The organism is Aeromonas sp. 1805 (assembly GCF_013085525.1).
GTDB classification, from domain to species: Bacteria; Pseudomonadota; Gammaproteobacteria; order Enterobacterales; family Aeromonadaceae; genus Aeromonas; species Aeromonas hydrophila.
This window is the reverse complement of record NZ_CP038515.1, coordinates 2,970,899-2,985,733: the sequence shown is the minus strand read 5'-3', so window position 1 is coordinate 2,985,733 and position 14,835 is coordinate 2,970,899. Positions and strand designations below refer to the sequence as shown.

The 14,835-nt window shown below is 62.7% G+C and carries 9 protein-coding genes and 1 tRNA gene; 4 read left to right on the top strand and 6 right to left on the bottom strand.

All coding sequences use genetic code 11. The features are described from left to right. Positions 1 to 78: 78 nt before the first annotated feature. Entirely contained in the window at positions 79 to 1,518 is a 1,440-nt protein-coding gene (gene pyk, locus E5E96_RS14080) for a pyruvate kinase (protein WP_024943919.1), read from the top strand. Between the two features lie 65 nt (positions 1,519 to 1,583). Here the strand turns inward: pyk and E5E96_RS14075 are convergent, their stop codons facing one another. The 4 genes from E5E96_RS14075 to E5E96_RS14060 all read right to left on the bottom strand — a co-directional run bounded on the left by E5E96_RS14075 (position 1,584) and on the right by E5E96_RS14060 (position 8,905). Further along, a complete protein-coding gene (locus E5E96_RS14075) occupies positions 1,584 to 2,630 on the bottom strand; it encodes an efflux RND transporter periplasmic adaptor subunit (RefSeq protein WP_171282429.1) in 1,047 nt (348 codons plus the stop codon). A gap of 15 nt (positions 2,631 to 2,645) precedes the next feature. After that, positions 2,646 to 5,708 carry an efflux RND transporter permease subunit gene (locus E5E96_RS14070; protein ID WP_171282428.1) on the bottom strand — a complete coding sequence of 1,021 codons (3,063 nt, stop codon included), beginning with the start codon at positions 5,706 to 5,708 and terminating at the stop codon, positions 2,646 to 2,648. A gap of 170 nt (positions 5,709 to 5,878) precedes the next feature. After that, positions 5,879 to 8,203, bottom strand: a complete 2,325-nt coding sequence (locus E5E96_RS14065) for an acyl-CoA dehydrogenase (RefSeq protein ID WP_171282427.1) — start codon at positions 8,201 to 8,203, stop codon at positions 5,879 to 5,881. 48 nt (positions 8,204 to 8,251) lie between these two features. Further along, positions 8,252 to 8,905 (bottom strand): TetR/AcrR family transcriptional regulator, encoded by a 654-nt coding sequence (locus E5E96_RS14060; protein ID WP_011705252.1) that lies wholly within the window; start codon positions 8,903 to 8,905, stop codon positions 8,252 to 8,254. Positions 8,906 to 9,373: 468 nt separating this feature from the next. Between E5E96_RS14060 and E5E96_RS14055 the strand changes: the two genes are divergently transcribed. Both E5E96_RS14055 and E5E96_RS14050 read left to right on the top strand, forming a co-directional pair. Continuing rightward, positions 9,374 to 10,114, top strand: coding sequence for a phosphatase (locus E5E96_RS14055; protein WP_005298720.1), 741 nt, complete (start codon positions 9,374 to 9,376; stop codon positions 10,112 to 10,114). Between the two features lie 85 nt (positions 10,115 to 10,199). Beyond that, a tRNA-Thr gene (locus tag E5E96_RS14050) sits at positions 10,200 to 10,275 on the top strand. A gap of 116 nt (positions 10,276 to 10,391) precedes the next feature. Here E5E96_RS14050 and E5E96_RS14045 read toward each other — a convergent pair. Both E5E96_RS14045 and fdhD read right to left on the bottom strand, forming a co-directional pair. Further along, a complete protein-coding gene (locus E5E96_RS14045) occupies positions 10,392 to 12,680 on the bottom strand; it encodes an FdhF/YdeP family oxidoreductase (RefSeq protein ID WP_171282426.1) in 2,289 nt (762 codons plus the stop codon). Continuing rightward, positions 12,667 to 13,473 (bottom strand): formate dehydrogenase accessory sulfurtransferase FdhD, encoded by an 807-nt coding sequence (gene fdhD / locus E5E96_RS14040; protein WP_029303622.1) that lies wholly within the window; start codon positions 13,471 to 13,473, stop codon positions 12,667 to 12,669. The genes E5E96_RS14045 and fdhD overlap by 14 nt, the downstream gene beginning before the upstream one ends. Before the next feature lie 148 nt (positions 13,474 to 13,621). Here fdhD and E5E96_RS14035 point away from each other — a divergent pair, with 148 nt between their 5' ends. Then, the gene (locus tag E5E96_RS14035; protein ID WP_171282425.1) at positions 13,622 to 14,536 is read left to right on the top strand and encodes a LysR family transcriptional regulator; all 915 of its coding nucleotides are present in this window, start codon (positions 13,622 to 13,624) and stop codon (positions 14,534 to 14,536) included. Positions 14,537 to 14,835 lie beyond the last annotated feature (299 nt).

Below are 14,835 nucleotides of genomic sequence, written 5' to 3'. Positions count from 1 at the left end.
TTGCAAGCGGGTGCAATGGGTCATGCGCTTGACGGGGCAGTATCTCAAGTCATATCAACTTCAAAACTGGAGTCTTTCATGCCAAGACGTACAAAGATTGTAACCACACTCGGTCCGGCCACCGATCGCGAAGGGATCCTCGAGGGGATCATCCGTGCCGGCGCCGACATGGTGCGGATGAACTTCTCCCACGGCACTGCTGAAGACCACATCCTGCGCGCCAACCAGGTGCGTGACATCGCCGCCAAGCTGGGTCGTCACGTCGCCATCATGGGCGACCTGCAGGGCCCCAAGATCCGTGTTTCCACCTTCAAGGACGGCAAGATCTATCTGGCCGTCGGCGACAAGTTCATCCTCGATGCCGCCCTTGGCAAGGGTGAAGGCTGCCAGGAGCAGGTCGGCATCGACTACAAGAGCCTGCCGGGCGACGTGATCGCCGGCGACATCCTGCTGCTGGACGACGGTCGCGTGCAGCTGAAGGTGGAGCAGGTCGAAGGCACCCGCATCCACACCTCGGTCACCGTGGCCGGTCCGCTCTCCAACAACAAGGGCATCAACAAGAAGGGTGGCGGTCTCTCCGCCCCGGCCCTGACCGAGAAGGACAAGGAAGACATCAAGACCGCCGCCCGCATGAACGTGGACTACCTGGCCGTCTCCTTCCCCCGTTGTGGCGATGACCTGCGTTACGCCCGCGAGCTGGCCCGCGAAGCCGGCTCCAACGCCAAGATCGTGGCCAAGGTCGAGCGCGCCGAAACCGTCGCCACCGACGAGGCGATGGAAGACATCATCCTCGGCTCTGATGCCGTCATGGTGGCGCGTGGTGACTTGGGTGTCGAAATCGGCGATCCGGAGCTGGTCGGCGTGCAGAAGAAGCTCATTCGCCACTCCCGTCGCCTGAACCGCGTCGTCATCACCGCCACCCAGATGATGGAGTCGATGATCAACGCGCCGCTGCCGACCCGTGCCGAAGTCATGGACGTGGCCAACGCCGTGCTGGACGGTACCGATGCGGTGATGCTCTCCGCCGAGACCGCCGCCGGTCAGTTCCCCATCGAGACCGTCACCTCCATGGCCAGCGTCTGCGTCGGTGCCGAGAAGCATCCGAGCCTGAACGTCTCCAACCACCGCATGAGCTACACCTTCACGTCGGTGGAAGAGGCCGTCGCCATGTCCACCATGTATGCGGCTAACCACCTGGAAGGGGTCAAGGCGATCGTGGCGCTGACCGAATCGGGCACCACCCCGCTGCTGATGTCCCGCATCAGCTCCGGCCTGCCGATCTTCGCCATGTCACCGCACAACAAGACCCTGGCCTGGACCAACCTCTACCGCGGCGTCACCCCGGTGCTGTTCGACGGCGACGAGACCAAGCCGGTCTACGAGGTGTGCCGCGACGCGCTGGACGTGCTCAAGGCCAAGGGGCTGCTGCAAAGCGGTGACATGGTGTTGCTGACCCACGGCGACAAGATGGAAACCGTCGGCAGTACCAACACCTGCAAGGTGATGATGGTCGAGTAATCGCCCTTCACCGGCACCAAAAACGGCTCCCGCAGGAGCCGTTTTTTTATGGCGAAATCGCCGCCTCAGCCGCGAAACAGTTCGACCTTGTCGCCATCCTGCAAGCTGCCGGCGCCACGTACCACCACTCTGTCACCCTGCTTGAGCGCCCCGCTCACCGCCACCTGCCGGCTGTCGCCAAACAGCACGGTCACCGGCACCCGGTTCACCGTCAGCTCCTCGCCGCGCTGCTCCACCTGATAGACCACGCTCCCCTCGGTGTTGAGCACCAGGGCATCGCGCGGCAGCAGCATGGTCTGCTGCTCCGCCAGCGGCAGCGCCACCCGCACCGGCGAGCCGATGATGAAGCGGCCCGCTTCGGGCTTGAGGCGCAGCTCGATGAGGCGCGACTTGGGATCGGCGCTCGCCGCCCGCTGGTAATAGACACCGTGGCCGCTGAGCTGCTCCCCTTCCACCCGCAGCCGGGTCTGGGGTGCCAGCTGGCCAGCCCAGACGATGGGGGCCTGCAGGCGGATGTCGGGCTGATCGGGGTTGACCAGCTCCAGCGCCTGCTCGCCGGCATCCACGTGCTCCCCCGGCTGGATGAAGTGGTTGTTCACCACCCCGTCGAACGGGGCAAAGATGTGGCTTCTGCGCAGCTGCTCCTCAATCTGGCGCACCTGTACCCGCGCCAGCCGCTCGGCCAGTTCAGCCTGCTCCACGTCGTAACGCGCCTTGTCATACTGGCTCTGGGAGGTGCTCTTCTGGCGGTGCAGCGTCGCTAGCCGGCCAAACTCGGCGCGGGCGAAGCGCACGTTGCTCTCCCACTTGGCCTGCTCGGCCTGAGCCTGCTCCAGCGAGAGCCGCAGCGCCGCACTGTCGAGACGCAGCAGCTCATCCCCCTTGCTGACCCGGCTGCCGAACTCGGCGATCCACTCCACCCGGCCGCTCACCTCGGCGCTGAGCGCCGCCTGCTGGCGGCTCGCCACCGTGCCGCTGACCCAGATGCTGGCCGCCGCCTCCCCCCGGGTCACGTCCGCCAGGGTCACCATCTTGCCCTGGGACAGCGCGGGGAACACGCCCCCCGCCAGCAGCGCCGCGCCCACTACCATCCTTGTAAAACCGTGTGTCATCGATGAGCTCCTTGCTCAGGCCCGCTGGCGCAGGGCGAGCGGTGATTCGACCCGCTCTCCCAGTCGCAGGAAGGCGGGCAACAGGATCAGGGTAAACAGGGTGCTGCAGCTCATGCCGCCGACGATGACGGTGGCCAGCCCCCGGTAGATTTCACTGCCCTCGCTCGGGCTCAGCATCAGCGGCAGCATGCCGAAGATGCTGGTGAGGCTGGTCATGGCGATGGGCCGCATCCGACTTTGCAGGGCATCGGCCACCGCCAGCTGGCGGCTCATCCCCTCCCGCTCCGCGGTGCGGGTCTGATGCACCAGCAGGATGGCGTTGTTGACCACCAACCCCAGCAAAATGACGAAGCCGATGATGGTCAGCAGATCCATCGGCAGCGGCACCAGCAGGCCGCTCAGGTGCAGCGCCAGCACGCCGCCGACGGTGGCAAGCGGCAGGGTCAGCAGCACCAGCACGGCATCCTTGAGGGAGGCAAAGACTCCCCATAACAGGATCAGCAGGATCATCACGGCAAACAGGAAGATGGCCCCCAGGTTGCCGAGCGCCTGTTGCAGGCTGTCGGCATTGCCGGAGACGCGCAGCTCACCGCCGGCGGGCAGCAGTGGCCGGATGGCGGCAAAGCTTTTGCTCTGCAAGGTATCGAGCACCTGCTCCATGCTCATCCCCACCGGGGGCGAGATCTGCAGGCTGATGCTGCGCCGGCCGTCGGCCCGAAAGATGCTGGCCGGCCCCATGTCGTGCTCCACCCGCAGCAGCTCGCCGAGCGGCACGATGCGCCCGGACGGGGTCGCCAGCGGCACCGCCTTGAGCTCGTCCGGGTTGGCCGAGGTCTGTCCCATCAGCATGATGTCGAGCCGCTCCTCCCCGTCGAAGTACTCGCCGACCCGCAGCCCGTCACCGAAGGTCTGGATGATGGCGGGCATGGGCGTGCGATCCCAGCCCACCTCGGCCAGACGCCTGTCCTGCGGCACCAGCCGCAGCTCGGGGGCGGTGAAATCGAGATCCGGCTGCGGCCTCACCTGGGCACCCGGCAGATCCTGTTTGACGATGGCCATGGCGGCCCGCGCCGCCTGGTAGAGCTCGGCCAGATCGCCCCCCTGCAGCAGCAGGGAGATGCCATTCTCGCTGTCAAAGCCGCCGAACAGCGAACCCTGGCCGCCAAACACCTGGGTGTCGGGGATCCCCACCAGCAGCTGCTTCATCAACAGCTGCTCCAGCACCTTGATCTGATCCTCCTCTTTCGGTCGCACCCCGATCTGGGCACCGCCCGGGTAGCGCAGGATGTAGTAGTTCTTGAGGGCCGGCTCCCGCTCCCCTTTCATGTAGGGGGCGAGACGGGCGATCAGGGTGTCGATCACCTCCTCGCGCTGGGCCTGCAGGTTGAAACCCGGGGTGAAGTTCATCCAGACATCCACCGCATCGCGCTTCACGTCGGGCAGATAGTCCATCTTCGGCAACAGAGCCCAGGTGGCCAGCGCCGGCAGGCTCATCATCAGGGTGATGACGGTCCAGCGCTGGCGGGAGGTGCCGGTCCAGCGGATCACCCGTCGGGTGGTGCCCTGCCACAGCCCCTCATAGGGATCGATCAGCCGCTCACGCCCCATCCAGCGCGCCGCCACCGCCGGCAGCACGGTGACCGCCACCAGCATGGAGACGGTCACCGCGCAGGCGATGGTCAGCGCCAGATCGGCAAACAGCTGCCCCTCCACGTCGTTGAGCAGCAGCACCGGCAGGAAGATGGCGACCGTGGTCAGGGTGGAGGCCACCAGCGCGGTCCACACCCGGCTGGTGCCTTCCAGCGCCGCCTCCGCCTTGCTCAGATCCCCCCGCTCGTGGCGCCGGTAGATGCTCTCCAGCACCACGATGGCGGCATCGAGCACCATGCCCACCGCAAAGGCGATCCCCGCCAGCGAGATGACGTTGAGGGTCCGCCCCAGCACCTTGAGCAGGCAGAAGGTGAGCATGATGCTGATGGGAATGGCGATCGCGATCATCAGGGTCGCCTTGAGCTGGCGCAGAAAGACCCAGAGGATGGCGCAGGAGAGCAGCACGCCGAGCCCCAGGTTGGCGGTCACCATGCCCACCGCCCGGTTGATGTAGAGGGAGGCGTCGAACGACTGCTCCATGTGCAACCCGACCGGCTCCAGCACCTCGCGGTTGAGCTCGCCCACCTTGAGCTTGATGGCCTCCAGCGCCGCCAGGGCGTTGGCACCGCTCTCCTTGAAGATCTGGGCCGCGATGGCGGTGTTGCCGTTCTGGATGCGCAGCACAGGGTTCTCCTCCCGGGCCAACCTGACCTCGGCCACATCCCGCAGGTAGATGGGCAGGCCGTCGCGCCAGTCCACCACCTTGTCCCCCAGGGTCGCCACGTCGTAGCGACCGGCAAAGCGCAGCTTGTACTCCCAGCGGCCGATGTCGAGGGTGCCGGCGGAGACGTCCCAGCCGGTGCTGGCCCGGCTGGCCAGTACCGGGATCTCCACCCCCAGCTCGGCGGCGCGGTAAGGGTCGAAACGGATCTGGATCTGGCGCTCGTTGATCCCCTCGATGTCGACCGTCGACACCCCGGGGATGCGCTCCAGCTCCGGCTTGACCCGCGCCTCGATCAGCGCCTGATGATCGTCGATCTGCCCCTTGGCACCGGGCAACTGCTGGATGAAGAAGAAGGTGAGAGTGTCGTTGCTGCTGTAGTTGTTGACGTAGGGGCCGCCAATCTTGTCCGGCAGGCCGGAGACCCGGTTCAGGCGGGAGATGACGTCGAGCTGGGCCCGCTGCATGTCGGTGCCGAGGGCAAACTCCAGGTCGATCTCGGTGAAGCCGGGGAAGCTGTTGCTGGTGAGGTTCTTGAGCCCCTGCACCCCCTGCATCTCCTGCTCGATGGGGTCGGTTATCTCCGACTCCATCTCCTGGGGTGAGGCCGAGCGCCAGTCCACCGAGATGTTGAGGTGCGGGCGATCGATGTCGGGAAACAGCTGGATCGGCAGCCCCCGGATGCTGAGCAGGCCCAGCAGAAAAATCAGCACGATCGAGACCGCCACCCAGATGGGGCGTTCGATCGCCGTTTTGGCGAGATTCATTCACTCTTCCTGAGTTTGTTGTTGTCGGCCATTCCGCTGGCCTTGCTTCCTGCCCCAAGGGTGAGGGGCCATTGCATTAAACTGGAATTAATCGAGGTTGTAAATGCAGGGTTAACAAACAAAAAAACCGGCCATGACGGCCGGTTTCAGGTTCAGGAGTGAGCGCTCTCTCAGGCGGCGTGCACCACCGGATTTTGCTGGGATAACCCCTCCAGCTCGCCCGGGGCAAAGTTGTCCACCTGGATCGCCTCGTAGCGCAGGGCATCGGCGGCCAGCAGCTTGTCCGCCTCGTCCTTGCTCAGGATGGATTGGGACAGGGCAGCGGCGACCAGCTCCGGCAGCGCCAGTTTGCGGGGCAGTTTGCCCTCTTTCTGGGCCTGTACCAGCTTCTTCTCGTAGGGCTGCACTGCGACCATGGCCTGGAAGGCGCGATCCATCAGACCGACCGGATCCGCCTCGTCCTTGCCGACGTAGCACAGCGCCGTCAGACGGTCGCGGAACTCGCCCGGCTTCATCATGGCCAGACAGATGGCGTGGCAACGATCGTCGGCCGGCATCTTGTAACCCACGCCGAACGGGAACACCACCCGCTTGAGCACGGCCCCCACCACCTTGTTCGGGAAGTTCTGGAAGAAGCCCTCGAACGCCTTGCCAATCAGGTAGAGGTTGCGCTCCACCGCGTACTGCACGAACGGCAGATCGGAGACCATACGGCCCTGATCCTCGTAGTGCTTGAGGGTGGCGGAGGCCAGGTAGAGGTGGCTCAGCACATCACCCAGACGAGCGGAGATCATCTCCTTGCGCTTGAGATCGCCACCCAGCATCAGCATGGAGACGTCGGCGCACAGCGCCAGCCCTTTACTCATGCGAGAGAGCTGCTTGTAATAACGGGCGGTTTCGCCAGCCACCGGCGCGCTGTTGAACTGGCCCAGGGTCAGCCCCTGGAACAGGGAACCGAAGAAGTTGCCGGCACCGAAGGCGATGTGCTTCAGCAGCAGGGCGTCAAACTTCTCGAGACCGCGCTCCACATCGGTATCGGCTGCCGCTTCCAGCTCGGCAAACACGTACGGGTGGCAGCGGGTGGCACCCTGCCCGAAGATCATCAGGTTGCGGGTCAGGATGTTGGCCCCTTCCACCGTGATGGCCACCGGAATGCCCATGTAGGCGTAGCCGGTGTAGTTTTTCGGGCCCAGCTGGATGGCGCGGCCGGCGTGGATATCCATGGAGTCATCCATGATCTGGCGCGCCATTTCGGTCATGTGGTACTTGGAAATCGCGGTGACGATGGCCGGAGCCTGACCCAAGTCCAGCGAACCTGCGGTCATGCGGCGGGCACCTTCCAGCTGATAGGTGAGGCCGCCGATGCGGGCCAGCGCTTCCTGCACCCCTTCAAACTTGCCGATGGACATGCCGAACTGCTTGCGCACGTAGGAGTAGGCGCCCACGGTGCGGCTCGCCATGTGACCGCAGGCGGTGCCCAGAGCAGGCAGCGAGATGCCGCGACCGGCGGAGAGGCACTCCACCAGCATGCGCCAGCCGCGGCCGGCGTAATCCGGGCCGCCGATGATCCAGTCGAGCGGAATGAACACATCTTTGCCAAAAGTCGGGCCGTTCAGGAACGCCAGCCCCATGGGGTAGTGGCGATCGCCGACGCGCACGCCGGGGTGGCTGGTGGGGATGAGCGCGCAGGTGATGCCGAGCTCTTCCTTGTCACCCAGCAGTTTTTCCGGGTCATACAGTTTGAATGCCAGCCCCAGCACGGTGGCACGAGGGGCCAGGGTGATGTAGCGCTTGTTCCAGTTGAGGCGAATACCCAGCACCTCTTCACCCTTGTGCATCCCCTTGCAGACGATCCCCTTGTCCGGGATGGCGCCGGCATCGGAGCCCGCTTCCGGCCCGGTCAGGGCGAAGCAGGGCACTTCCTTGCCGTTGGCCAGCCCCGGCAGCCAGAAGTCCTTCTGGGCCTGGGTGCCGTAGTGCATCAGCAGCTCGCCCGGGCCAAGGGAGTTAGGCACCATGACGGTGACCGCTACGCTCAGGCTCTTGGTGGCGATGCGGGTGACGATGGTGGAGTTGGCGATCGCCGAGAATTCACGGCCGCCATAGGATTTCGGGATGATCAGGGAGAAGAAACCTTCCTTCTTCAGATAGTCCCAGACCGGCTCCGGCAGGTCTTTGGTTTCGTTGACGATCTTGAAGTCGTCGACCATGGCGAGCAGGGTTTCGACCTGGTTGTCGATGAAGGCCTGCTCCTCGGCGGTCAGCTCGGCTTTACCGTAGCCGTGCAGTTTTTTCCAGTCGGGGTTGCCGCGAAACAGCTCCCCATCCCACCAGACGGAGCCGGCTTCCATGGCCTCCCGCTCGGTGGCAGACAAGGGCGGCAGTATCTTCTTGAAGATGCCAAACACCGGGCGGGTGACCACCTTTTTACGGATGGAGGGCACGCCGAGCACGACGGCTATCGCCAGCACCAGCAGGATAAGCAATGTGATCATACTCAAGTTCCTTCTATTTCACTGTTTCCGTTGATTTATTGTTGGTTGTTACACGGCCAGGGAGAGCCTGGTCGACTCCACGGGCGCCCCGACACCGGACGCCAGATAAGGAATGACGTTGCGTACCAGCCCCTCCACATCGAGCTGCTGGCCGAAATCGGCCTGGGCGATGTCGCGCAGCGCATCGGCCGAGGCCATGGTGAACACGACGGTGCCCAGGGTGAAGTGCAGCCGCCAGAACAGATCCGCAGGCGACAAGGCCGGGTTGGCCTTGGAGATGGCCTGAGTGATCCGTTGCAAAATGGGGCCGTAGTGGGCGGTAATGAAGCGGCGCAGGTGGCCCTGGCTGTCGATGTAGCCGCGCCCCAGCAACTGCATGAAGATGGCCGGACCGTTGGTGCGCACCGCCACCAGCTTCATCAGCGGGTCGACGAAGCTCTCGAACACCTGCAGCAGGGTCAGCTGCTCCTGCGCCATCAGGGTATGCAGGCGTGCATCCAGCTCGGGCATGAACAGGCTCAGATAGCGATCGAGCACCGCCTGGATCAGCTCCTTCTTGGAGCCGAAGTGGTAGTTCACCGACGCCAGGTTGACATCGGCCTCGCTGGTGATCAGACGCAAAGAGGTATCGGCGAACCCCCGTTCGGCAAACAACACCTCAGCGGCATCGAGAATGCGGTTTTTGGTATCGATTTTACTCACAGGACACCTCACTTAAACGAATGTTTAAAAAGTACGTTTCACAACCTTTTGTGTCAAGAGAATGTGAACGGGTGTTAGTGAAATGTTTTTGTTGAAAATGGGGAACAAGGCGGGAACTTCACGGACGAATCGGACTCTATATCTATGCCACTGCAATTAAACATTAAGTCTCGCCCAACCTGCTTCATGCTAGTTGGGCATTTTTTTGCCCGGTAACCACGCTGCGCGCTGGCAAACAGGCAAAAAAAACCGTCGCAGGGCGCGACGGCGGGGAAATGAGGTTGCACCATCCTGATCCAACCCATCGATGCGAGTTCAGGCTTTCATCGATGACGCCATCATGACCGCCAAGCGTGTTCAAACTTTGTCAGCCAGAGCCCAATTTGTGACAAAGTATGACAAGCCACGACATGGTCTCGACCCGCCGCCTTTGCTATGCTGGCGCCTCACGCCAGAGGGGAAGATAAGATGAAGTACACGGTCGATACCCACACCCACACCGTCGCCAGCACCCACGCCTACAGCACCATTCACGACTACCTGCCCATCGCCAAGGCAAAGGGGATCAAGCTGTTCGCCACCACGGATCATGGCCCCGACATGGCCGATGCCCCCCACTTCTGGCACTTCGTCAATCTGCACGTGCTACCACGGGTGGTCGACGGGGTCGGCATCCTGCGCGGCATCGAAGCCAACATCAAGAACATCGATGGCGAGATCGACTTCCCCGAGCGCTACGAGTCGCGGCTCGACATGATCATGGCGGGCTTTCACGAACCGGTATTTCCCCCCTGCGACCAGGCCACCCATACCCAGGCCATGATCAACGCCATCAAGAGCGGCCGGGTCGACATGATAAGCCACCCCGGCAATCCCGCCTTCCCCATCGACATCCAGGCCGTGGTCAAGGCGGCGGCAGAGTATCGGGTAGCGCTGGAGCTCAACAACTCCTCCTTCAGCCACTCCCGCCCGGGCAGTGAAGGCAACTGCCGCGCCATCGTCGAGGCGGCGCGGGACATGGGTGCCTACCTCACCTTCGGCTCCGACTCCCACGTGGCCTTCAGTCTCGGAGATTTCGAGCACTGCCACCGACTGGTCACCGAGGCCGACTTCCCGGCAGAGCGGATCCTGGCACGCTCCCCCCGTGCACTGCTCGATTTTCTCGAAAGCCGCGGCCGGGCCCATATTCCGGAGTTCGTCGACCTCTGACATTGGCCGTAACCCCATGAGCCCACTCATAAAACTGAGTGCAGCTCATTGACTTGCCCCGCTGTTTTCGGGAATCTAGTGGCACGCCGGTATAGCTCAGTTGGTAGAGCAGCGCATTCGTAATGCGAAGGTCGGGGGTTCGACTCCTCTTACCGGCACCAATCACGCAAACAACAACGCCGCATTTCTTATGCGGCGTTGTTGTTTATAGAATGTCCGGGCTCTGCTGCATTGGGCTGGCAGACTTGAACCGGCTCAAGCCTGCAAACCTCCCAGTTCATAGCAGCAACAGATTGTCCTGCCGATTGGAAGCAGTCACCAGCACCGGGATGGACTTGGAGGTCGGGGTGAACGAGCCTGCCCCTATGCTGTCGATGGGCACCAGCGGGTTGGTTTCCGGGTAGTAGGCCGCGATGTTGCCACGCGGGATCTCGTAGATCACCACCACAAAACCGGTCACGCTACGCTCGCGCCCGTCGTTGCAGATGGCCGCCATGTCGACCCTGTCCCCTTCGGCAAAGCCAAGCTGGCGAGCATCCGCCTCGTTCATGAACACCACGTTGCGCTGGCCCTTGATGCCGCGATAGCGGTCATCCATGCCGTAGATGGTGGTGTTGTATTGATCGTGAGAGCGCAGGCTCTGCAGCAGCAACACCGGCTGACCCACCATCTGCTCCGCATGGCGGGTACACTCCGGCAACACAGAGTGCGGCAGGGTGCTGGCACGAAACTCGGCCTGGCCGCTGGCGGTATTCCAGGTCAGCAGCGCCGCAGAGTTATCGAGATGAAAACCGCACGGCTGCTGGATGCGGGCATTGAAATCGGCAAAACCGGCGATGGTCTGCTCGATGAGATCGCGGATGCGGCCATAGTCATCGCGCAGGGCCAGCCAGTCGACCCGTTCGCTGCCCACGGTAGCATGAGCCATCCGCGCCACTATGTCGGTCTCGGAGAGGCAGAGGGGCGATACCGGCTCGGCCGCACCGGTCGAGGCGTGCACCATGCTGAAGGTGTCCTCCACCGTGATCTTCTGGTTGCCGCTGCGCTGGATATCGAGCTCGGTGCGGCCGAGACAGGGCAGGATCAGCGCCGCCTTGCCCACCTGCAGATGGCTGCGGTTGAGCTTGGTGCTGATCTGCACGTTGAGCTCGGCTTTTTTCATCGCCCCGTAGGTGAAGTCGGTATCGGGCGCCGCTGCCGCCAGGTTGCCACCCAGGCAGATGAGCACCTTGCTCTTGCCCTCCTCCAGCGCCTTGAGCGCCTCGTAAACATTGTGACCACGAGCCCGTGGCAGGCTCACCTGCAGGTGACGTTCAAGCCGGTCGATAAAGGCGGCGGTCGGCTTTTCGTTGATCCCCATGGTGCGGTTGCCCTGCACGTTGCTGTGGCCCCGTACCGGACAGAGCCCCGCCCCCGGCTTGCCAATCTGGCCGCGCATCAGGTGCAGGTTGACGATTTCACGGATGGTATCGACCGAGTGCAGGTGCTGGGTCACCCCCATGGCCCAGCAGCTGATGATGCGCTGGCTGGCGGCAAAGACCTTGGCTGCCTGCACGATGTCGGTGCGAGTCAGGCCGGACTGCTGCTCGATCGCCGCCCAGTCGGTGGCACGTACCTGCGCCTCGTACTCGGCAAAGTGGCGGGTGTGGCGGGCGATGAAGTCGCGATCCACCGCCTCTGGCGCCTCTTCCAAAATGTACTTGGCCATGCCACGCATGGCGGCCATGTCGCCACCCAGTTTCGGCGTCAGGTACTGGTGGCTGATGGTGGTGGCCGCCGGGGTCAGCAGCTCGAGCGGGCTCTGCGGGCTGGCGAAGCGCTCCAGCGCCACCTCTTTCAAGTTGTTGAAGCTGACGATCTTGCAGCCGCCGCGCGCAGCCTGGCGCAGGGCATTCATCATGCGTGGGTGGTTGGTACCGGGATTCTGGCCATAGACGAACACCGCATCGGCCTGGTCGAAGTCATCCAGCACCACAGTGCCTTTGCCGATGCCGACCGACTGGATCAGCGCTACCCCGCTCGCCTCGTGGCACATGTTGGAGCAGTCGGGGAAGTTGTTGGTGCCAAACAGGCGGCCAAACAGCTGATAAAGATAAGACGCTTCGTTGCTGGCACGCCCCGAGGTGTAGAACTCCACCTCGTCCGGGCTATTCAGCCCCTTGAGGGTGTCGGCAATCAGGACGAAGGCGTCGTCCCAGCTTGTTGGCTCGTAGTGATCGGTCACCGGGTTGTAGCGCATCGGCTCGGTCAGCCGCCCCTGATACTCGAGCCAGTAGTCGCTCTGGGTAGCCAGCTGGCGCACCGAGTGGGCGGCGAAAAACTCGGCCCCCACCGTCTTGCCAGTGGATTCCCAGGCCACCGCCTTGGCGCCGTTTTCACAAAACTGGAAGGTGCCGTGGTCGTTGTCACCCCAGGCGCAGCCCGGGCAGTCGAAGCCTTCGGTCTGGTTGACCCGCAGCAGGTTCTTGATGTTCTGACGGGTCTTCTGGCTGCGCAGCACCTGTTTCATGGTGGATTGCAGGGACGAAAAACCGCCGGCTTTGGCGGGCTTTTCAATATGACTCATGGCACTCTCCGATGGGATCCGCCGGGCGATAGCTCGAATAGCTGACCGGGGCATCAAACTTGGGAATATGAACGACGTTGAGGTTGTATTTGAGGGCCAGCCTGACCGCCAGCTGGCTGGGCGATGCCAGACAGATGAGGTGACGGGCACCGAAACGGGCGGCTTTTTGCACCAGCTCGCTGCCACAGCGGCTGGTCACCACCAGGGTGTCGCACGCACTTTGCTGACGCAGCAGCAGGCCGATCAGCTTGTCGAGGGCATTGTGGCGCCCGATATCTTCCCGGCAGTGCAGGATCCGGCCCTCGGCATCCAGCGCCAGCGCCGCATGCAGGGCGCCATGCTGCTGCCCCTTGAGCTGCCACTGGGCGATCTGCGCACGCAGCCCCGCCAGCAAGGCCCCATCCAGCGGCGGCGTCAGCGGCAACACCGGCAGTGCGGGCAGCGCCTGCTCCACCGCCGCCACGCCGCAGATGCCGCAACCGGTCGCCCCGGTCAGCCGGCGCTTGTGCTGGGCCAGAGCGCCTAGGGAACGGTTGGCGATGGTGATGTCCAGCACCATCCCCTGCTCGGCTGGCGCGATCTGGATGTCGTGGACCTCGTGGTTGTGCCGGATGATCCCCTCGCCAAACAGAAAGCCGACGGCAAAGTCGTCGAGATCGTCCGGGGTCGCCATCATCACCGCATGGTTGATGCCATTGATGTTGATGGCGACGGCTACCTCCTCCACCAGATGATCCAGTGAAGGCGAGGCAGGCAGATTGACGGGGATGTCGACGGACGCGTAGGCAGGCATGCAGGTTGGCCTAAAAATGCAAACTGCATTCAAGTTTAGAGAGGCGGCAGACGCAAAACCAATGAAATAAATCTATATGGCAATAGAGTTGTTCTATTGACGGCGTTTTTTCAATTGATTAATTTTTAGATTCATCCTCACCTCCCGAATGATCATGAACATCAAGCAGCTGCACTATTTCCACGAACTGGCCAAACACCAGCATTTTGCCAGAGCGGCCAAGGCCTGCCACATCACCCAGCCGACCCTCTCAGCCAGCATCACGGCACTGGAGAAAAACCTCGGCACCGACCTGGTGGTGCGTACCAGCCAGTTCGTCGCCCTCACCGAAGCGGGCGAGCTGGTGCGCCAGTATGCCGAGCGGATGCTGCTGGAGCAGGAGGCGCTCAAGCAGGAGCTGGCACTGTTTCATGGCGAGCTCTCCGGCACCCTGCGCATCGGTATCGTGCCCCAGTCCAATGTCGACATCATGCCACTCATCGCCCGCTGCAAGCAGCGCTACCCCGACATCGTCATCCGTCTCTCGGTGCTCAGCAACGAAGCCCTGCTGTCACAGCTGGAGCTGCACCAGTGCGATATCGGGCTGGGGTTTGATGAGCCGCTCACCGGCGCCGCCAGACAGACCTTCCACCTCTATCCCCAGGGCAACAACCAGATGGCGGTGCTGATGAACCGCGACGAGGCGGATCAGTGCCTCCCCGACGACGAGCTGACCCTGACGGCACTGCAGCAGCGGCCGCTGGTACTGCCCAGCCGCACCATGCAGTTTCGCAAGTATCTGGACCGTGCCGCCGAGTGGGCCGGCATCCGGCTTGACGTGGTGCTGGAAACCGACTCCCTGTTTCACCTGGTGAGCGCCGTGCGCCACCGGCTGGGCTGGGCCATCGTCAGTGCCGGCCTCGCCCGCTCCGCCAGCAAGCTCTCGGATCTGGTCTGCCTGCCGCTGACGCCGCAACGCGACATCGGCCATACCGCCTTCATCACCCGCCAGCACAGCATCACCCCCGCCATGCGCGCCTTCCTCGAGCTGGTGCAAGAGGCTGACGCCCCCCTTGAAAAATAAGGTGACGCCAACAGGCACACTTATTTTTATATTTCTGCCATAACCAAAGGTGGCAGAAATATATACCTTCCCGCTAAAAAGCAACCGTTAATTGGTTAACAACAAGAGATAAATCCTCAGGAAAATGTTTGCTGCAATGAGGTATACAAATGACAACTTAATCCCTATCCCGACTCCTTAAAATAGTTATTTCTCATTGAAAATGACTTTAACCAGGAGATAAGCAAGTCGTGACTAATTGACAAATTAAGTTCTCAAACAAATCCAATTTTAATATTTAAAGCGACTCTTCCATCTTT